This window comes from Mesorhizobium sp. M0848 (genome assembly GCF_040319805.1).
Taxonomy (GTDB): Bacteria; Pseudomonadota; Alphaproteobacteria; order Rhizobiales; family Rhizobiaceae; genus Mesorhizobium.
In genome coordinates this window covers 145,772-160,468 of the sequence record NZ_JAMYOM010000007.1, presented here as the reverse complement: position 1 = coordinate 160,468, position 14,697 = coordinate 145,772, and the positions used below count along the sequence as shown (strand labels likewise).

Annotated in this window: 14 protein-coding genes, 1 tRNA gene and 1 pseudogene; 13 read left to right on the top strand and 3 right to left on the bottom strand. The window is 63.5% G+C overall.

All coding sequences use genetic code 11. The features are described 5' to 3' along the window. Window positions 1–220: 220 nt before the first annotated feature. A tRNA-Ser gene (locus NKH95_RS10285) sits at window positions 221–310 on the bottom strand. Between the two features lie 408 nt (window positions 311–718). Between NKH95_RS10285 and NKH95_RS10280 the strand changes: the two genes are divergently transcribed. The 4 genes and pseudogenes from NKH95_RS10280 to NKH95_RS10265 all read left to right on the top strand — a co-directional run. Further along, window positions 719–1,399, top strand: coding sequence for a 50S ribosomal protein L21 (locus NKH95_RS10280; RefSeq protein ID WP_352441000.1), 681 nt, complete (start codon window positions 719–721; stop codon window positions 1,397–1,399). Between the two features lie 96 nt (window positions 1,400–1,495). Continuing rightward, window positions 1,496–1,765, top strand: coding sequence for a 50S ribosomal protein L27 (rpmA, locus tag NKH95_RS10275; RefSeq protein WP_013529063.1), 270 nt, complete (start codon window positions 1,496–1,498; stop codon window positions 1,763–1,765). Window positions 1,766–1,885: 120 nt separating this feature from the next. Beyond that, the gene (locus NKH95_RS10270; RefSeq protein ID WP_352554292.1) at window positions 1,886–2,473 is read left to right on the top strand and encodes a GNAT family N-acetyltransferase; all 588 of its coding nucleotides are present in this window, start codon (window positions 1,886–1,888) and stop codon (window positions 2,471–2,473) included. A gap of 21 nt (window positions 2,474–2,494) precedes the next feature. Beyond that, window positions 2,495–3,010 (top strand): annotated as a pseudogene (locus tag NKH95_RS10265) (GNAT family N-acetyltransferase); the annotation flags it as partial. Between the two features lie 21 nt (window positions 3,011–3,031). Here the strand turns inward: NKH95_RS10265 and NKH95_RS10260 are convergent. Further along, window positions 3,032–3,901: an endonuclease/exonuclease/phosphatase family protein gene (locus NKH95_RS10260; protein WP_352554290.1), complete on the bottom strand. Its 870-nt coding sequence runs from the start codon at window positions 3,899–3,901 to the stop codon at window positions 3,032–3,034. A 134-nt stretch (window positions 3,902–4,035) separates the two neighbouring features. On the opposite strand from NKH95_RS10260, the gene obgE reads away from it, so the two are divergent. From obgE to NKH95_RS10235, 5 genes are all read left to right on the top strand, one after another. Beyond that, the gene (gene obgE, locus NKH95_RS10255) at window positions 4,036–5,067 is read left to right on the top strand and encodes a GTPase ObgE (RefSeq protein ID WP_352891456.1); all 1,032 of its coding nucleotides are present in this window, start codon (window positions 4,036–4,038) and stop codon (window positions 5,065–5,067) included. A gap of 3 nt (window positions 5,068–5,070) precedes the next feature. Continuing rightward, window positions 5,071–6,243: a glutamate 5-kinase gene (gene proB / locus NKH95_RS10250; RefSeq protein WP_023811780.1), complete on the top strand. Its 1,173-nt coding sequence runs from the start codon at window positions 5,071–5,073 to the stop codon at window positions 6,241–6,243. A 2-nt stretch (window positions 6,244–6,245) separates the two neighbouring features. Beyond that, on the top strand, window positions 6,246–7,532 hold the full coding sequence (locus tag NKH95_RS10245) for a glutamate-5-semialdehyde dehydrogenase (RefSeq protein ID WP_352440998.1): 1,287 nt from the start codon (window positions 6,246–6,248) through the stop codon (window positions 7,530–7,532). A gap of 204 nt (window positions 7,533–7,736) precedes the next feature. Then, a complete protein-coding gene (locus tag NKH95_RS10240; RefSeq protein WP_352440997.1) occupies window positions 7,737–8,369 on the top strand; it encodes a nicotinate-nucleotide adenylyltransferase in 633 nt (210 codons plus the stop codon). 68 nt (window positions 8,370–8,437) lie between these two features. Beyond that, a complete protein-coding gene (locus NKH95_RS10235; protein ID WP_352440996.1) occupies window positions 8,438–9,721 on the top strand; it encodes an MFS transporter in 1,284 nt (427 codons plus the stop codon). 9 nt (window positions 9,722–9,730) lie between these two features. Here the strand turns inward: NKH95_RS10235 and NKH95_RS10230 are convergent, their stop codons facing one another. Further along, entirely contained in the window at window positions 9,731–10,582 is an 852-nt protein-coding gene (locus NKH95_RS10230) for a mechanosensitive ion channel family protein (RefSeq protein ID WP_352440995.1), read from the bottom strand. A 242-nt stretch (window positions 10,583–10,824) separates the two neighbouring features. Here NKH95_RS10230 and rsfS point away from each other — a divergent pair, with 242 nt between their 5' ends. From rsfS to NKH95_RS10210, 4 genes are all read left to right on the top strand, one after another. Beyond that, entirely contained in the window at window positions 10,825–11,202 is a 378-nt protein-coding gene (gene rsfS / locus NKH95_RS10225; protein ID WP_013529073.1) for a ribosome silencing factor, read from the top strand. A gap of 27 nt (window positions 11,203–11,229) precedes the next feature. After that, window positions 11,230–11,712, top strand: coding sequence for a 23S rRNA (pseudouridine(1915)-N(3))-methyltransferase RlmH (gene rlmH, locus NKH95_RS10220; RefSeq protein ID WP_023811784.1), 483 nt, complete (start codon window positions 11,230–11,232; stop codon window positions 11,710–11,712). A gap of 124 nt (window positions 11,713–11,836) precedes the next feature. Then, window positions 11,837–13,174 carry a murein hydrolase activator EnvC family protein gene (locus NKH95_RS10215; RefSeq protein WP_352677039.1) on the top strand — a complete coding sequence of 446 codons (1,338 nt, stop codon included), beginning with the start codon at window positions 11,837–11,839 and terminating at the stop codon, window positions 13,172–13,174. Then, window positions 13,175–14,506: a S41 family peptidase gene (locus NKH95_RS10210; RefSeq protein WP_023811786.1), complete on the top strand. Its 1,332-nt coding sequence runs from the start codon at window positions 13,175–13,177 to the stop codon at window positions 14,504–14,506. The last annotated feature ends 191 nt before the right edge of the window (window positions 14,507–14,697 follow it).

The following is a 14,697-nucleotide window of genomic DNA, read 5'->3' as shown; positions in this document are numbered from 1 at the left end:
TTCCCCCATTTGGGCCAAACCGGCTGGCAAATTCACAGCGACATGGCTGCGCTTGCGGACAGAAAACCATGTGCGGAGAGCCGAATGGGCCTGCCCATCGCCGAAGCTTTACGCCTCCGCGAAGGCCAGAGTGTCCCGGCTCGGGCGGCTTTGTCCTGTTGGCTGCGCGATATGCGGCAGGCGGCTAGCAGCCCAGGAGATGTCAGGTTCTTGGGCTAAATGGCGGAGAGGGAGGGATTCGAACCCCCGATGGGCTTGCACCCATGCCGCATTTCGAGTGCGGTGCATTCGACCACTCTGCCACCTCTCCGCGGTCATGGCCGGCCGTTGCCGGCGCGGCGCACTAGATAACGGCTGAACGGGCAGGTTACAAGGCCAATCCGTCAGTTATTTGGCTTGCTTGGCAAGCGGCGGATTCACGGCTGGTGGGGTACAGCGAGACCCGAGGCAGATTGCCGACCAGTCACCCACCCTCAGCCCAGGCGGGGCAACGCCGTGGGTATGTCGGCACAGCCGGTCCGTGCCCGCCAATGACGGTCTCGGAAACGGCGCGGCTGGTTTGCCTTGACTCGCCCCCAACCTTCGGTTAGGGACAGCGCGCAATCGGCGTGGAGGGTTCTTCCGCGCCGCTTGTTTTTTGAACCCGCAGACTGACAAAAAGACGGCTGAACCGCCAGAGGCGGTTCATCAAGGCCGACCGAACAGCGAAAGGCAAAAAATGTTCGCAGTCATTAAAACGGGTGGCAAGCAGTATCGCGTTGCCGCCAACGATCTCCTGAAGATCGAAAAAGTCGAAGCCAATGTCGGCGATATGGTCGAAATCGGCCACGTTCTGGCGCATGGCGAAGGCGAGAATGTCACGTTCGGCGCGCCGTTCGTCGACGGCGCGGTGGTCACCGCCGAAGTCGTCGAACAGGGCAAGAACCGCACCGTCATCGCCTTCAAGAAGCGCCGCCGGCAGAATTCGCGCCGCAAGATCGGCCATCGCCAGCTTTTGACCACCGTGCGGATCTCCGAGATCCTGCTGGGTGGCGCCAAGCCGACCAAGACGGCAGCGGCCAAGGCTCCGAAGAAGGTGAAGGCCGAGGCCGCCACCGAGGTGCAGGCGGAAGCCGCGCCGAAGAAGGAGCCCAAGGCCAAGGCAGCCGAGACAAAGGCAGCCGAGACCGCCGCAGCGCCGCTGTTCAAGGCGCCGAAGGGTGAACCGGACGATCTGACCGTGATCAAGGGCATCGGCCCGGTCGCAGCCAAGGACCTGAACGAGCAGGGCATCATCACCTTCGCGCAGCTTGCCAAGCTGACCGAGAAGGATGTCGCCAAGATCGACGAGCACATGCCCTTCAGCGCCGACCAGATCAAGGACTGGCGCGAGCAGGCCAAGGAATTGGCTGCGAAGTAATTTTCTGGCGATTGGGTCGCCGGATCGGACTTGAAACGGAACGCGAACGCGTTCATAAGGCCTTTAGGCGCCTTGCGGCGCAACGGAGTTAGTTAGATGGCACACAAGAAAGCTGGCGGCTCGTCGCGCAACGGTCGCGACTCGCATTCCAAGCGTCTGGGCGTGAAGAAGTTCGGCGGCGAAGCCGTCATCCCGGGCAACATCATCATTCGTCAACGCGGCACCACGTGGCATCCCGGCGTCAATGTCGGCATGGGCACGGACCATACGCTTTTTGCGCTCGAGACCGGCGCCGTGACGTTCAACAAAAAAGCCAACGGCCGAACCTACGTATCGGTCAACCCGATTGCCAAAGCCGCGGAGTAGCCGGTTCCGCACTAGAACACCGGCGCCCATCTCGGGAACCGGTGTCTGGCAAGGCCAGGAAAAGGATCAGGGGAGATGGGTTTCCATCTCCCCTTTTTCTTGTGCCTGGAGGACTTTCAAATGGTTGCCGAAGCGGAAGACTCAGAAGACGGAAGTTACGCGATAGACTGCCCGGTGCTGGTCACCGAGCGGCTGGTGATGCGGGCGCCCCATGAAGGCGATGTCGCGCAACTGGTCGAACTTGCCGACAACCGTCATGTCGCCGAAATGCTGGCACGCATGCCGCACCCCTATGGTGAGGCCGAGGCGCGCGCTTTCCTTGCCATGACCAGGTCGCGCCGGGCCGGCATCGCCTATGCCCTGACGCTGGCCGGAACCGACACGTTCGTCGGTTGTGCCGGTCTCAACACCACCGAACGCGGGCTGGAACTCGGCTACTGGATCGGCGAGCCTTACTGGAAGAAGGGCTATGCGACGGAAGCAGCCCATGCGCTGGTCGATCTCGCCTTCCAGAGGACGTCGATCCAGGTGCTGCAGGCCTCGACGCGGGTCATCAATCCGGCCTCGCGCCGCGTCATCCACAAATGCGGGTTCCAATATGCCGGCCAGGGCATGCTGAATTCGATCGTCGCCGGCCAGGTTCCCGTCGAGCGCTACCGGCTCGATCGCAAGACCTGGACCAGCCTGCGGAACTGGGTACATTTTTGATGTGTGACGACGGTCAAGCCAATGGTCGACAGCAGCGATATTGAAACGGTCGCGATCGCGCCGATGACGCCCGGGGATATCGAAAGCTTTCATCGCGCGCTCGATGTCGTCGCGCGTGAGCGAAAGTACCTGTCCTTCCTAGAGGCGCCACCGCTGGATCAAGTCAGAAGTTTCGCAATGGACCGTATCGGGAGAGGCGATCCGGGGTTCGTGGCCGTTGTTCGTGGCGAGGTCGTCGGCTGGTGCGACATCTCACGCCACGATCGGCTCATCCATGCGCATCGCGGCTCCCTCGGAATGGGGATCATTCCTTCCTATCGGGAGCGTGGCCTGGGACTGCGGCTCATCAATGCGACCTTGGCACAGGCGCGCAAGACCGGCTTTATCCGCGTCGAGCTTTCCGTGCATTCCGACAATGCTCGCGCCATCTCTCTTTACGACAAGGTCGGGTTTGTCAGGGAGGGCGTGCAGCGCGACGCCGTCCATATCGACGGGGAATACCGCGATACGATCATGATGGCGATCGTCGAACGTGAAACACTGCCGGATGAAAGGCCATCAGCCCAGTTCGACCCACACCGGCAGGTGGTCCGAACCGTCAGCTTTCCGGTCGACCCACAGGCGCTGCAGGGATCTGGCAAGCGAAGCGCTTGTGAAGATATAGTCGATGCGCTTGTGGCGGCTGGGGTCGGTGGGTTGTTTCGGGTCGACCCAGCTGATGAGATCGTCGCCGGTGGCGTTCAGGCGCAAGGCGGCATCGACGGCAAAGTCGGCGGTCAGCGGCATGCCGAATTCATGGTCCGGCCGGCCGGCGAGTTCGACATATTCGGGTGAACCGGCCAGCATGTTGAAATCGCCCATGCCGACAAAGGCTTCGGGATGCGGCAATTCTGGCAGGCCGATCTCGGCGACGCCGGACAGCGCGCCGCCTTCGAGCGCGTAGTTCAGCATGCGTTGGCGCAGGAACTGGATCTGGCTGGCGCGTTCGACGGGGCTGCGGTGATCGAGATGGATGGAATAGAAGCGGATGAAACCAAGCGGCGTCTCGATCAGCGCTTCCAGCGCGCCACGCTGGAAGTTCATCATCTCGAAGCTGCGGCTGCGCGGCAAAAGCAGGTTGCGCGACAGATGAATAGGCGTTTTCGACAGCACCATGTTGCCGAGCTGGAAGGTTTTCGTGATGGCGCGGCCATTGTCGATGTGCGAACCGATATTGGCCTCGAAATTGCTGCCATAGACGGCGAAGTAGTCGGGCAGCGCCTCGCCGATCTCGGCGACCATGTCGCGGCCGCTATTCCTGGGATTGTTGCGGGTCACCTCCTGCAAAGCGATCACGTCGGCGCCGCGCACGGCATCAGCGATGCGCCCGACATCGTATTGCCCGTCGAGGCCGATGCCGTACTGGATGTTGTAAGTTACAAGCTTCATTCCGGCATCTCTCCGGCCGATCCCACGCGGCCATTGTCACAAAACGGCCTCGCCCTTCGCCGCGCCTTGGTTTAGAGCAAGGGCCAAGGTTTAGAGCAATGCCGCAAGGCCACTAGTAGAAACTGTACAATCCCATGAAATTTCTCGATCAAGCCAAGGTCTACATCCGCTCCGGTGACGGTGGCGCCGGTTCGGTGTCGTTCCGGCGCGAAAAGTTCATCGAGTTCGGCGGGCCGGATGGCGGTGATGGCGGCCGTGGCGGCGATGTCTGGCTGGAGGCGGTCGACGGGTTGAACACGCTCATAGACTACCGCTACCAGCAGCATTTCAAGGCCAAGACCGGCGTCCACGGCATGGGCCGCAACATGACCGGTGCCAAGGGCGCCGATGTCACGCTGAAGGTGCCGGCGGGAACGCAGGTGTTCGAAGAGGACAACGAGACGCTGATCTGCGATCTGACCGTGGTCGGCCAGCGCTTTCTGCTGGCCAAGGGCGGAAATGGCGGTTTCGGCAACCAACATTTCAAGACCTCGACCAACCAGGCGCCGCGCCGCGCCAATCCCGGCCTGCCGGGGCAGGAGCTCAACATCTGGCTGCGGCTGAAGCTGATCGCCGATGCCGGGCTGGTCGGGCTGCCCAATGCCGGCAAGTCGACATTCCTGGCGGCGGTCACCGCGGCCAAGCCGAAGATCGCCGACTATCCGTTCACGACGCTGCATCCCGGCCTCGGCGTCGCCCGGATCGACGCGCGCGAGTTCGTCATCGCCGACATTCCGGGTCTCATCGAAGGCGCGCATGAGGGCGTCGGCATTGGCGATCGCTTTCTTGGCCATGTCGAGCGCACGCGCGTGCTGCTGCATCTGGTTTCGGCGCAGGAGGAAAATCCGGGCAAAGCCTACAAGACCGTGCGCGCGGAACTTGAGGCCTATGGCAACGGCCTGACCGACAAGGTCGAGATCGTGGCGCTTTCCCAGGTCGACACGCTCGACGCCGAGGCACGCAAGAAGAAGGTCGCGTCGCTGAAGCGCGCCGCCGGCCGCGCGCCGATGCTGTTGTCGGCGGTCACCGGCGAAGGTGTCGAGGCGGTGCTGCGGGCGCTGATGTCGGTGGTGGGCGAGGCGCGTGCGCGGATCGCGGCTCCGGTCGAGACGCGCTGGGACAAGTAGGCCATGCAGTCGCTGAAAAAATATCGGCGCATCACCGTCAAGATCGGCTCGGCGCTGCTCGTCGACCGAACGTCAGGCCTGAAGCGCGACTGGCTGGCCTCGCTTGCCGACGATATTGCGGTGCTTGCGCAGGGCGGCGCTGAAATCCTCGTCGTCTCCTCCGGCGCCATCGCGCTTGGCCGCACCATCCTTGGCCTCGGCAAGCGAGCCCTGAAACTGGAGGAGAGCCAGGCGGCGGCAGCCGTGGGACAGATCGCATTGGCCGGCGCCTGGTCGGACGCGCTCGGCAAGGGCAGCCTGAAATCGGGCCAGATCCTGCTGACGCTCGGCGACACCGAGGAGCGCCGCCGTTATCTCAATGCGCGGGCGACGATCTCGACACTCTTGAAGATGAAGGCAGTGCCGGTCATCAACGAGAACGACACGGTGGCGACTTCCGAAATCCGCTACGGCGACAATGACCGGCTGGCGGCTCGCGTCGCCACCATGATGGGCGCCGACCTCCTGGTGCTGCTCTCAGACATCGACGGGCTCTATACGGCGCCGCCGGCGCGTGACCCCCATGCCAAATTCATTCCGGTGGTCGACCGGATCACGCCCGATATCGAGGCGATGGCGGGTGCGGCCGCTTCCGAACTGTCGCGCGGCGGCATGCGCACGAAGCTCGATGCCGGCAAGATCGCCACCGCCGCCGGCACCGCGATGATCATCACGTCGGGCACGCGGCTGTCGCCGCTGATGGCGATCGAACGCGGCGAACGCGCCACCTTCTTCCGGCCGAGTTCCAATCCGGTCAAGGGTTACAAGACCTGGATCGCCGGCCAACTCGAACCGGCCGGCCGGCTGACAGTCGATGCCGGCGCCATCGGCGCGCTGCTGTCGGGCAAGTCGCTGCTGCCGGCGGGCGTCAAGCTGGTCAGCGGCAATTTCTCGCGCGGCGACACGGTGGCGATCCTGTCGCCCGAGGGCCGCGAGATCGCGCGCGGGCTGGTTGCCTACGATGCCGCCGATGCCGTAAGGATCGCTGGCCTGAAGACGGCCGAGATCGAAACCGTGCTCGGCTACGAGGCGCGTTCGGCGATGATCCACCGCGACGACCTTGTGGTGAGTCATTCTGGTGCCCAAGTAGGGGCTAGCGACCAAGTACTGGCCGGTGGCGCCATAAGCGGAGGATGAGCATGCTGAAGCAGCATGAAAAATCCGGAGAAGACACAGTGGCGCTGATGGCCGATATCGGCCGCCGCGCCCGCGCTGCCGCCCGACCGTTGGCCATTGCCACCACCGCCGCCAAGAATGCTGCACTTGCCGCCATGGCCGAGGCGATCGTCGCCAGGCAGCAAGACATTCTCGACGCCAACGCCATCGATGTCTCGAACGGCCAGGAATCCGGGCTTTCCGCCTCCTTCATGGACCGGCTGAAGCTCGATCCGGCGCGCATTCGCGCCATGGCCGACGGCATCAGGGAGATCGCCGAATTGCGCGACCCGGTTGGCGACGTGATCGCACAATGGGATCGGCCGAACGGTCTGCATATCGAGCGCGTGCGCACGCCGCTCGGCGTCGTCGGCGTCATCTATGAGAGCCGCCCGAACGTCACCGCCGATGCCGGCGCGCTGTGCCTCAAGGCCGGCAATCCGGTAATCCTGCGCGGCGGCTCGGATTCGCTCAATTCCTCGGCCGCCATCCACGCCTGCCTGGTCGAAGGGCTGAAGGAAGCCGGCCTGCCGGAGGACGCCATCCAACTGGTGCCGATCACCGACCGCGCCGCCGTCGGCGAGATGCTGAAAGGCTTGGGCGGTATGCTCGACGTCATCATTCCGCGCGGTGGCAAAAGCCTCGTCGGGCGGGTGCAGGCCGAGGCACGGGTGCCGGTCTTCGCGCATCTCGAAGGCATCTGCCATCTCTACATCGACCGTTCGGCCGAGCTCCAAATGGCGGTGCGGATCGCCGTTAACGCCAAGATGCGGCGCACCGGCGTCTGCGGTGCCGCAGAGACGCTGCTGGTCGACCGCGCGGTCGCCTCCACGCATCTGGTGCCGATCCTCAACGCACTGCGCGCGGCCGGCTGCGAGATCCATGCCGATGCCGAGGTGCTGAAAGTGTTTTTCGACGCCAGGCCGGCGACCGATGCCGACTGGGTGACTGAATATCTCGATGCCATCATCGCGGTGAAGCTGGTCGACGGTATCAAGGGTGCGATCGATCACATCGAGACGTTTTCCTCGCATCACACCGAGGCGATCGTCGCCGAGGATGCGCAAGCGGTCGAAAAATTCTTCAACGAGATCGATTCGGCGATCCTGCTGCACAACGCATCGACGCAGTTCGCCGACGGCGGCGAGTTCGGCATGGGCGCCGAGATCGGCATCGCCACCGGCAAGATGCATGCGCGCGGACCGGTGGGCGTCGAGCAACTGACGTCGTTCAAATACCGCGTGCGCGGGTCTGGACAGGTGAGGCCTTGACGTATTTCGCCCAAAGGGCCTGAAGCTTGCGCCCAGCCACCCCCCTCTGTCCTGCCGGACATCTCCCCCGCAAGGGGGGAGATTGGCTGGCATTTCGGGTTTCGCCGATCTCCAACGCGGCAAGATTTACGCCTTCGCCGAAACTGCTGATCTTCCCCCTTGCGGGGGAGATGGCCGGCAGGGCAGAGGGGGGTGCCTAGCGCGATGCTATCCCCTTCCCACCCCCCCGTTCCCTCCCATTATCTCAAAATGCCGCATGCCGAGAAAGGCCTCGCCGTCGGCCTGTTCGGCGGCTCGTTCAATCCGCCGCATGCCGGCCACGCGCTGGTCGCCGAGATTGCACTGCGGCGCCTGGCGCTCGACCAGCTGTGGTGGATGGTGACGCCGGGCAATCCGCTGAAGAACACCAGGGAGTTGGCGCCGCTGGGCGAGCGGCTGCAGCTGTCCGAGCAGATCGCCAAGAACCCGAAGATCAAGGTCACCGCCTTCGAGGCGGCGCATCACGTCCGCTACACCGCCGACACGCTGGCGCTGGTCAAGGCGCGCAATCCCGGTGTCGACTTCGTCTGGATCATGGGTGCGGATAGTTTGCGCGATTTTCACCGCTGGCAGCGCTGGCGCGAGATCGTCATGACCTTCCCGATCGCCGTCATCGACCGCCCTGGCGCGACGCTGTCGTTCCTGTCCTCGGTCGTCGCCAAGACCTTCGACTATGCCCGCATCGACGAGGGCGATGCGCCGCGGCTTGCCCGCATGAAGGCACCGGCCTGGACCTTCATCCACGGCCCGCGCTCGTCGCTGTCATCGAGCGCGATCCGCAAGCTGGCGAAGGGGTGAGCCCGACCGCCCGGCCATGTCGCTTTTATCGCTCCCTTTGCCCGTTTCATGGGCAATCCTGAGCAGGCATGTCGATTCCCAGGAAAACCCGCAGCGAAGCCGAGCAGGGCGCCGAGCCCACGCCGCTGATCGCGATTGCCAGCGTCATCGTGTCGATGGCACTGATTGCCGTCGGCAACGGGCTGATGTTTGCCTATATCCCGGTTCGGCTCGGCGCCGAGGGTTTCGATCCGACCTGGGCCGGGCTGATCATCACCGGACTTTCGGCCGGCGGGCTGGCGGGCTGCATCCTGACCGGACCGCTGGTGCGAAGGGTCGGCCATGCCCGTGCCTTCATGGTGTTGTCGGCGCTGATCGCGCTGGCCAACGCCGCGGTCGGCGCCGGGGTCCATCCGCTGCTGTGGATAGCCGCCCGCGCGCTCTACGGCTTTGCCATCTGCGGCCTGTTCATCGTCGCGCAGAGCTGGCTCAACGATGCCGTTGCCAACGCCATCCGCGGCCGGGTGATGGCTTTCTTCTACGTTGCCTATGTCGCCGGGCTCGGCGTCGGCTACGCGACGCTGGCGCTGGTCGATATCAGGACAGCGGATGCGCCGCTGATCGGCATCGTCTTCACCGCGCTATCGATCCTCCCTGTCGGGATGACCAAACTTGCCCAGCCGCCGGCACCGCAGGCGGCCTCGGTGGCGCTGCGCCGTGCCTGGCGGGTTTCACCGGTCGGCGTCGCCGGCATGCTTGCGGTCGGCGGCCTGTCGATGTCGATTGCGGGCTTCGCGCCGATCCACGCCACGGCCAAGGGCTACAGCCAGGCCGATGTGGCGCTGCTGCTTTCGGCGATGCCTCTCGGCACGCTGATCCTGCAGATCCCGCTTGGCTGGATTTCCGACCGAACCGACCGCCGCTATGTGCTGATCGCCGCATCCGCGCTCGCCATGGTTGCCGGCCTGTTTGCGCTCGGGTTCGATGGCGGCGCGTTGGCCGCGTTGGTTGTGATCTATATCGTGTGGGACGGCGCCTCGGAATCGATCTATTCGCTGGCCAGCGCACATGCCGCCGACCGCGCCGGCAAGGACGACATGGTGGCGCTGTCCAGTTCGCTTTTGTTTGCCTGGTCGCTGTCGGGTTTCGTCGTGCCCGGCATCGTGACGGCGCTTTCAGCCGTCTTCGGAACGCAGGCTTTCATCTATGTGGCTGTTCTCATCGCCGCAGCCTTCTGCCTGTTCGTGCTTTTGCGCGTGTTCACGACGCGTGCGGTCCCGGTCGGTGAAACCGGCAGCTTCGCACCGATGACGGCGCAGGCGCCGTTGCCGGTCGAACTTGCCTTCGCACCGGACGATGAGGGCCGGCACTGAGCCAACCGACTATTGTCGACGGGCTTCCGGTTGGGGCGCTTCCGGCGGCGGCAGCGGGATCGATATGCCTTCGCTATCGAACTCCTGTTTGGCGCGCTTGGTGAGATCGGTCTGGGTGGCGAAGAAGTCCGCCGACGATGTCCAATAGCGCAGGGCAATCGAAACAGTGCTGTCGCCCAATGTCGAGACGAAAGCGATCGGTGCCGGCTCACGTTTCACTCGCCGTTCGGCCGCGGCAATGGCAAGCAAGGCTTTCTGCGCCCTGTCGATGTCGTTCCAGGAGCCGATGCTGAGTATGATGTCGCTGCGGCGTACGCCGTTGCGCGAAAAGTTGCGCACCGGCTGGTTCCACAGCGTCGAGTTCGGCGCCAATATGTAGACCCCGTCGGCCGTCCTGAGCTTGGTCGCGAACAGGCCGATCTCCTCGATCGTACCGGCGATCGAACCGACCTCGACGGATTCGCCGATGCGGAACGGCCGCAGCGCCAGAAGCATGATGCCGGCGGCGATGTTTTGCAGCGTGCCCTGCAACGCCAGGCCGATGGCGAGGCCAATGGCACCGATCGCGGCAATGATCGAGGCCGTCTGCACGCCGAACTGGCCGAGCACCATGATGGTGACGAGGATCAGGATGGCGTAGCGGACGATCTTCGAGAAGAAATGCCGCAACGTCGCGTCGAAACCATGGATATGGCCGAGACCAGCGAAGATCGAACGTTCGGCAAGACCGGCGACGATGTAGCCGACAATCAAGAGGATGACGGCACCGATGGCCGAGAAGGAGTACGAAACAATCAGCGTGCTCAGTTGGGCGAGGCCAGCCTGGACGCTGAGAAAAGCGTTTTGCGGGTCGATCGGCATGGGGGAAATCCGGTTGGTCGGTGAGCCGATAACCCATGCGGGCGGTGAGGGTTCCGATCTTTTCCGGCGTGCGGCGGAACCACAAGAGCGACAATACGTTCGTGCGAGGCAGGGTCCCGTCTTGAAACTGTCAGGGAACTCTGCCTATCTAAGTGGTGTCACCTGCTTCAAGGGGTGATTTGGTTGTTCTTGCTGCGAAAGGAAATACACTGAGAACAGCACTGCGGAAGAAGGCCGATATCATGCCTTCGCCGGCCAGGATCAGCGTAGACGACGCCGTGTCCCGCGCCATCAAGACAGTCCTTGCCAGTCTGGAAGACTCCAAGGCCGAAAACATTGTCTCCATCGACATCCAGGGGAAATCGAGCCTCGGCGACTACATGGTCGTCGCTTCGGGCCGATCGCACCGTCATGTCGCGGCTGTCGCCGATCATCTTCTCAAAGCGATCAAGGATGCCGGTCTCGGCACCGCGCGCGTCGAGGGGCTATCCGGCGCCGACTGGGTCCTGATCGATTCTGGCGACATCATCGTCCATGTCTTCCGCCCCGAAGTCCGCGAATTCTACAATCTCGAAAAGATGTGGCAGGCGCCGGACCTCGAGGAAGAAACGCTCCACTAAGTCGTTCGCGCGGCTTACAAGGCGAGGATGAAGATATCAGTTCATGCCGTGGGCCGGATGAAAGCCGGCCCCGAAAAGCTGCTGGCCGACCGCTATTTCGAGCGTTTCGCCAAGAGCGGCCCGGTAGTGGGGCTTGAATTTGGCGGCATTGCCGAGATTGCCGAGGGGCGCGGCCAGACCGCCAACGAGCGGCGGCGTGAGGAAGGCCAGAAACTGCAGACGCAGTTGCAGCCCGGAACCGCTTTGATCCTCCTTGACGAACGCGGCAAAAGCTTTTCCTCGGAAGATTTCGCCGGGCGCCTCGGCCTGTTGCGTGACGGTGGCCGCAAGGCGTTGGTCATCGCCATCGGCGGCGCCGACGGCCACGATCAGTCGCTGCGCGACCAGGCCGAACTAGTGATGTCGTTCGGATTGCTGACATGGCCGCATCAACTGGTGCGCGTGATGCTGGGAGAGCAGCTTTATCGTGTGGCCACCATCCTTTCGGGACATCCCTACCATCGCTCGTAAACCGGTGAATTGGTGCGACACACCCGGATTTCCGCCCCAATGCCGAGGCAAGATTGCATCGAGTGGGCGGTTTCGAACATGGTTGATTGTTCGTTAACGAAGCCACGCATAGAGTCGGGCTTCAATGTCTGAAGACAGCAAATCAAGAACGGGCTCCTGGCGCGCGCGCTGCGGCATCGCGGCGGCGGTACTTGTGCTGTCGCTGCATGCGGGGCGGGCGGAAAACACGCTCGACATGGCTCCCGATCCGGATCAGAGCCGGGCCGAATATGAACGGGTCTCGAAGGAGATCACGCTGTCGTCGGAACGATTGGCCAAACTCTCCGCCGATATCGCGACGATCAAGAAGGATCACGCCTCGATCACCGCCGCATTGATCCAGTCGGCGATGACCGAGCAGAAGCTCGGCCAGGACATCGAGGACATCGGCGCTCGGCTGGAAGGACTGAAGGGCCAGGAACAGAAGATCCGCGCCTCGCTGATGGCGCGGCGCGACGTTCTGGCCGAAGTGCTGGGCGCGTTGCAGCGCATGGGCCTCAACCCGCCGCCGGCGATCCTGGTCAAGCCCGAGGACGCGCTGTCGTCGGTGCGCAGCGCCATCCTGCTCGGCGCGGTGGTACCCGAACTGCGCCAGCAGACCGATAGCCTGCTTGCCGATCTCAAGGAACAAACCAGGATTACGGCGTCGATCGAGGCCGAACGGGCGCGGCTGACGGCGGCGGTCGGCGACCAGACGGCGGAAAAGAAGCGGCTCGGCATGCTGCTGGAGGCCAAGCAGAAGCTCGAAGCCGACACGCAAACGCAAATGGCCGCGGAAAAGCAGCGATCCGAAGCGCTGGCGGCCAAGGCCGGCAGCCTGAAAGAGTTGATCGCCTCGCTCGAAGCGCAGGCCGACAAGAGCCGCAAGGCCGCCGATGCGGCCAAGGCCGCCGAGCAGAAGACGGCGGATGGCGACAACGCATCTGCGCCGGCGGAATTGGCGTCGCTGCCGGTGCCGGAAGGCAACCAACTTGCCGCCGCGGCACCCTTTTCAGCCTTGCAAGGACAGATCGCGCTGCCGGTGACCGGCCGCATCAAACGGCGATACGGCGCCGATGACGGTAACGGCGCGGTGATGCTTGGCGACATGGTTGCGACACAATCGGGAGCCATCGTCACCGCGCCGGCGGATGGAAATGTGCTTTATGCGGGGCCGTTTCGGTCTTATGGTCAACTCTTGATCCTGAACGCAGGCGACGGCTATCATGTCGTTTTGGCGGGGATGAGCAGAATCAGCGTCGCGACCGGTCAATCAGTGCTTGCAGGAGAGCCGATCGGTGCGATGGGAGAGGCCCGGGTGGCGAGCACCTCGGTTTCGAAGAATGGAAATGCCACGCCGGAACTCTATGTCGAGTTCCGCAAGGATGGAAAACCCGTCGATCCGGCCCCATGGTGGGCGGACCGTTTTTCTGGAAGGACGTGAATAATGCGGAAACTGTCGCTTCTGTTTGCCGGTGCGCTGATGGGCGCGTCCGCCATGAGCCTGGTCTATGGCGCACCCGGCTCGGCGGCGAACGCTGCAGGGTCGGAGACCTACAAGCAACTGGCGATCTTCGGCGATATCTTCGAGCGGGTGCGGGCACAGTATGTGACACCGCCCGACGACAAGTCGCTGGTCGAGAATGCCATCAACGGCATGCTGGCTTCGCTTGACCCGCACTCCTCCTACATGAATGCCGAGCAGGCGCAGGATATGCGCGTCCAGACCAAGGGCGAGTTCGGTGGCCTCGGCATCGAAGTCACCATGGAGAACGACCTGGTCAAGGTGATCACGCCGATCGACGACACACCGGCCGCCAAGGCAGGCGTGCTGGCCGGCGACTACATCGCCAAGATCGACGGCGAAGAGGTTCGCGGCCTGACCCTCAACGATGCGGTCGACAAGATGCGCGGCCTGGTCAACACGCCGATCAAGCTGACCATCCTGCGCCAGGGCGCCGACAAGCCGATCGAACTGACGGTCGTGCGCGACATCATCAAGGTCAAGGCGGTCAAGTTCCGGGTCGAGAACGACATCGGCTACATGAAGATCACCTCCTTCACCGAAAAGACCTATGACGACCTCGAGAACGCCATCGACACCATCAAGAAGCAGATTCCCGACGACAAGCTGAAGGGCTACGTTCTGGATCTCCGCCTCAATCCGGGTGGCCTGCTCGACCAGGCGGTGAGCGTGTCCGATGCCTTCCTCAACCGCGGCGAGATCGTTTCGACGCGTGGCCGCGACCCCAAGGACGTCACCCGCTTCGACGCCAAGCCCAAGCAGGTCGACGACATCAACGGCAAGCCGATGATCGTCCTGGTCAATGGCGGTTCGGCCAGTGCATCGGAAATCGTCGCCGGCGCGCTGCAGGATCTGCGCCGCGTCACGGTGGTCGGCACGCAGTCCTTCGGCAAGGGTTCGGTGCAGACCATCATTCCGCTCGGCGAGAATGGTGCGCTCAGGCTGACGACGGCGCTCTATTACACGCCGTCCGGCAAGTCGATCCAGGGCAAGGGCATCACGCCCGACATCAAGGTCGACCAGCCGCTGCCGCCGGAACTGCAGGGCAGGGACCTGACGCGCGGCGAATCCGACCTCAAGGGCCATATCAAGGGCGCCGATGAGAGCACGACCGGTTCGGGCTCGGCAGCTTATGTGCCGCCGGATCCGAAAGACGATCTGCAGCTCATCTATGCCGAGCAGCTGCTGCGCGGCCAGAAGACCGATCCGGCCTTCCCGCCCAATCCGCAAAAGGCGGTTCTCAACCAGTAAGGATCTGGAGCGGCCACGCGCCGCTCCATCTTTCTGTTTGAGCCTGATGGAAGCAATGCGATGCTGCCGGGACCGAAAGGTTCCGGCAGTTTGATTCGGGGGGCGAGGCAAAGCTCCCAAGACATGGCGCGGGGTGCGCCGGGATTGATGAATTCGCGCATGTCCTTTCGAAGCGGCTTCGCCTTCGGAGC

What these genes read in the sequence shown, in the direction of transcription:
- obgE (WP_352891456.1), top strand. Translation starts at nt 4,036, where the DNA reads ATGAAATTTCTCGATCAAGCCAAGGTCTACATCCGCTCCGGTGACGGT.
- NKH95_RS10280 (WP_352441000.1), top strand. Translation starts at nt 719, where the DNA reads ATGTTCGCAGTCATTAAAACGGGTGGCAAGCAGTATCGCGTTGCCGCC.
- rpmA (WP_013529063.1), top strand. Translation starts at nt 1,496, where the DNA reads ATGGCACACAAGAAAGCTGGCGGCTCGTCGCGCAACGGTCGCGACTCG.
- NKH95_RS10240 (WP_352440997.1), top strand. Translation starts at nt 7,737, where the DNA reads ATGCTATCCCCTTCCCACCCCCCCGTTCCCTCCCATTATCTCAAAATG.
- NKH95_RS10245 (WP_352440998.1), top strand. Translation starts at nt 6,246, where the DNA reads ATGCTGAAGCAGCATGAAAAATCCGGAGAAGACACAGTGGCGCTGATG.
- NKH95_RS10235 (WP_352440996.1), top strand. Translation starts at nt 8,438, where the DNA reads ATGTCGATTCCCAGGAAAACCCGCAGCGAAGCCGAGCAGGGCGCCGAG.
- NKH95_RS10260 (WP_352554290.1), bottom strand. Translation starts at nt 3,901, where the DNA reads ATGAAGCTTGTAACTTACAACATCCAGTACGGCATCGGCCTCGACGGG.
- NKH95_RS10270 (WP_352554292.1), top strand. Translation starts at nt 1,886, where the DNA reads ATGGTTGCCGAAGCGGAAGACTCAGAAGACGGAAGTTACGCGATAGAC.
- NKH95_RS10215 (WP_352677039.1), top strand. Translation starts at nt 11,837, where the DNA reads ATGTCTGAAGACAGCAAATCAAGAACGGGCTCCTGGCGCGCGCGCTGC.
- rsfS (WP_013529073.1), top strand. Translation starts at nt 10,825, where the DNA reads ATGCCTTCGCCGGCCAGGATCAGCGTAGACGACGCCGTGTCCCGCGCC.
- rlmH (WP_023811784.1), top strand. Translation starts at nt 11,230, where the DNA reads ATGAAGATATCAGTTCATGCCGTGGGCCGGATGAAAGCCGGCCCCGAA.
- proB (WP_023811780.1), top strand. Translation starts at nt 5,071, where the DNA reads ATGCAGTCGCTGAAAAAATATCGGCGCATCACCGTCAAGATCGGCTCG.
- NKH95_RS10230 (WP_352440995.1), bottom strand. Translation starts at nt 10,582, where the DNA reads ATGCCGATCGACCCGCAAAACGCTTTTCTCAGCGTCCAGGCTGGCCTC.